This window comes from Kineococcus arenarius subsp. arenarius, assembly GCF_050871845.1.
Lineage (GTDB): Bacteria > Actinomycetota > Actinomycetes > Actinomycetales > Kineococcaceae > Kineococcus.
Genome location: NZ_JBJLSE010000178.1, coordinates 1 through 2,892, shown reverse-complemented (window position 1 = coordinate 2,892; position 2,892 = coordinate 1). Strand labels below are relative to the sequence as shown.

The following is a 2,892-nucleotide window of genomic DNA, read 5'->3' as shown; positions in this document are numbered from 1 at the left end:
GCCCACCCCCTGTGGGGGTGGGCGCCCTTCGCCGTGGGAGTGCGCCGTCAGGGACTCGAACCCCGAACCCGCTGATTAAGAGTCAGCTGCTCTGCCAATTGAGCTAACGGCGCAACGAGAGAGGACTGTAGCAGCCCTGCCGGGGTGCGGTGAAATCCGGTACCGGGGCGCGGGAGGGGTTCGCACCCCGGTACCGGCGGGTGTTTCAGGACCGCGTCCACCACTCGCCGTCGGGCAGGCCCTCGCTGACGAGCAGCTCCTCCGAGCGGGGCCCGTCCGGCGAGGCGATGTCCATGATCAGGGACAGGGGGATGTGCTCGGAGAGCATCTCCATGACGGGCTCGACGCCGGGCGTGCCGGACCCCTCGCGCGTCGCGTTCTCGGGGGGCATGGGTCCTCCAGGTGTTGACGGGCCCGCGGTGGGGGCTGACCCCTACCTCGTCGTCGCCGCCCGGTCGCCGCTTGAGCCGCGCAGCCGGGGAGGACACGTCCGGAGCAACCCGCCCGCGACCCCGTCGCGCACCGTCAGCGGGCTCGCGACCCCGGGTCGGCGCCCACGCCCGCGGGAGCGGGTGCGGCGGGGTGCCGCGCGGGTGTCAGCAGACCGCGGCGCAGCGCCACCGCCGCGGCCAGCCGGCGCCGGCGCCGGCGTGCGGCGGCCGTCGCGCGCGGACCGGGCAGCAGGTGCGCGGCACGGGCGGGGACGGTGCTCGAGGAGGTCGTGGTCACGCTCCGGACGTTAGGCGCGGGCGGCCGACGCCCGCATCGGCCCGCAGCCGCACCCCGGTGTCCACCCCCGGGAGGACGCCGACCCCGCGCGGGGTGGACGCCCACCACGTTCGACCACCCTGCCCGACCACCCTGCCCGACCGCGCCGCCCGATCGCGCCAGCGCCACCCGGGCGTGCACCGCGATTCGCCTGGACGCCGGCTGTGAGCTCGCGCACAGTGGTGCGGTGCGCAGCGCCGGGCGGTGGGGGGTGCGTCCCGTCATGCCCCAGGCGCTGCTGCTGGCCCTGCACCTGCGCGACGCGGCCGGCCTGCGCCCGCCCGGCGTGCCCGGGCTGCCCGACCTGCCGCCGCTGGACCCGCCGGCCCGCCCGCTGGGCTCGGCGGCCTCCCCGCCGGCCGGCCGGGAGGCCGCCGCGCTGCAGTGGGCCCGCTGGTGGGCCGGCGCCTTCCCCGGCGGCCCGCAGGCGCTGACCTCCCTGCTGCCGCCGTCCTTCCCGGGGTTGCGGGGCATGGCGGAGCTGCGCGGCCTGGCCGAGCTGGGCGTCGACGAGGCCGTCGCCTGGGCCGAGCGGGCCCGGCAGCGGGAGGCGCGGGTCGTCGCCGACGTCCCGGTCGCCCTCTTCGAGACGACGCTGCTGGCGCAGGTGGAGCGCGAGCTCGGCCGGCGGGTCCTGCCCTTCACCCTCGACGTGGTGGTGCTGCCGGTGCGCGGCGCCGGCGCCTGGGAGAGCCCCGCGGGGCCGGTGATCTCCCTGGCCCTGCGCGCCGACCGCGACGCCTACCTGGCCTGGCTGCGCGAGCAGCTGCTGCGCGTGGCGCGGGAGCAGGCCGGGCGGGGCCGGGGGACGACGAAGGCCCCGCCCCCCGAAGGGGCGGGGCCTCGTCCGCAGGGTGAGTGACGGGACTCGACCCAGCGGTGGTGCAGCGAGAGGGCGTGAGGGCCCTGGTCCTCCCCGCCCTGGGACTCGAGGGCTTGCGGCGGCCACGGTACGGCGCAGCCGCTAGGCGCTTACTTCGATCAGGTCGAGTCACCACGTCGCACTGCGTGCGACTACTCGAGTGGACAGCACCAGGGCCTCATCGCACCGATCACGGTGGGATGAGGCCCTGGTGAAGTAGGTCAGGCCGAGACGGTCAAGCGCTGCGAGAGCATGCTTGCGAATCCGGTGGCCCCGCTGCTCCACGACATCTCCGGGTTCCTCTCGGCCGCAGCGATGAAGTCCCGGAGCGTCATGTCCGCCGGCACCTCAGAGTTGCCTGACCCACCGGGGTGTGAGCTGACGAGCACCGACAGGATCAGGAGCGACTTGCCGTCGGCGGCGGTGATCTTCACGGAGTGGCCGTGCTGTCTGACGCGCAGAAGGACGTCGCGGGCAGGTTCATCCAGCGAGGCGGTCTCGATGACGAGGTTGCCGTCGGCGTCGTACATGTCCTCGTCACCCGAATCGTTGATCGAGAAGTGAGCCTCGTAGTCGGGGGTGCCTTGCGCCAAGGCCGTCAAGGCAGCTGCCCGTAGGCGGTCAGCCATCACACTCTTCGTGCCCACTGCTTCAACCACCTCTCGCTCTGCGGGATGCCATCGGAGAAGACCCAGTTGCGAGCCTTGACCAGCTCATCAGGACTGTCAATCGTAGCGAACGAGGTCGTGCGCTCGGGAGCCTTCCGCAGCTTGTGGTACTCGTACAGGTGCACGTTGGCGTGAGCGGTGCTGAGCCTGACCACGTCCCGTCATCCCAGCTTGTCCAGCTTCTGCAGGCCCGCATGGAAGTCCACCAGAGTGCCCTGGCAAGACCGGGAACGGATCAGCCACCGTTCCGTCCGTTCGTCGTCCACGTAGATCGCTGACTTGAGGTCCTTGCCGCACGACTCACAGCGGGGGTGGCTCCAGGTGCCCTCTTGCAGCCGTATACGCCTGGGGGCGGGCACCCGTGCTCCCCTCTGGTCGATTAGCGGGCCCCCACGGTAGTCGAGGGCGCACTTGAGCAAGCGCCGTCACGGCAGCGATCGCGTGTCGTGAATCACCCGGTTGATCAATGCCGTGCACGCTCGACCTGCGTGGATGCGCGCCGCGGCGAAGCCGACGGAGGGTGAGTGTTGCCGCCGCTCGTTGCCGCGCAGAAACGGGAGGAGGGCCCCTGACCTGCGCTTCCGCAGGTCAGGG

The 2,892-nt window shown here is 72.9% G+C and carries 4 protein-coding genes and 1 tRNA gene; 1 reads left to right on the top strand and 4 read right to left on the bottom strand.

Annotated elements, in window-relative coordinates; genetic code table 11:
* Positions 1-40: 40 nt before the first annotated feature.
* The 3 genes from ACRYM0_RS20725 to ACRYM0_RS20715 form a co-directional block, all read right to left on the bottom strand.
* Positions 41-113, bottom strand: a tRNA-Lys gene (locus ACRYM0_RS20725).
* A 92-nt stretch (positions 114-205) separates the two neighbouring features.
* A complete protein-coding gene (locus ACRYM0_RS20720) occupies positions 206-391 on the bottom strand; it encodes a hypothetical protein (RefSeq protein WP_432507739.1) in 186 nt (61 codons plus the stop codon).
* A gap of 134 nt (positions 392-525) precedes the next feature.
* Entirely contained in the window at positions 526-729 is a 204-nt protein-coding gene (locus tag ACRYM0_RS20715; RefSeq protein WP_432507738.1) for a hypothetical protein, read from the bottom strand.
* 226 nt (positions 730-955) lie between these two features.
* On the opposite strand from ACRYM0_RS20715, the gene ACRYM0_RS20710 reads away from it, so the two are divergent.
* Positions 956-1,630, top strand: coding sequence for a hypothetical protein (locus tag ACRYM0_RS20710; RefSeq protein WP_432507736.1), 675 nt, complete (start codon positions 956-958; stop codon positions 1,628-1,630).
* A 221-nt stretch (positions 1,631-1,851) separates the two neighbouring features.
* Here ACRYM0_RS20710 and ACRYM0_RS20705 read toward each other — a convergent pair whose 3' ends face one another.
* The gene (locus ACRYM0_RS20705; protein ID WP_432507735.1) at positions 1,852-2,277 is read right to left on the bottom strand and encodes a hypothetical protein; all 426 of its coding nucleotides are present in this window, start codon (positions 2,275-2,277) and stop codon (positions 1,852-1,854) included.
* Between the last annotated feature and the right edge of the window lie 615 nt (positions 2,278-2,892).

What these genes read in the sequence shown, in the direction of transcription:
- ACRYM0_RS20720 (WP_432507739.1), bottom strand. Translation starts at nt 391, where the DNA reads ATGCCCCCCGAGAACGCGACGCGCGAGGGGTCCGGCACGCCCGGCGTC.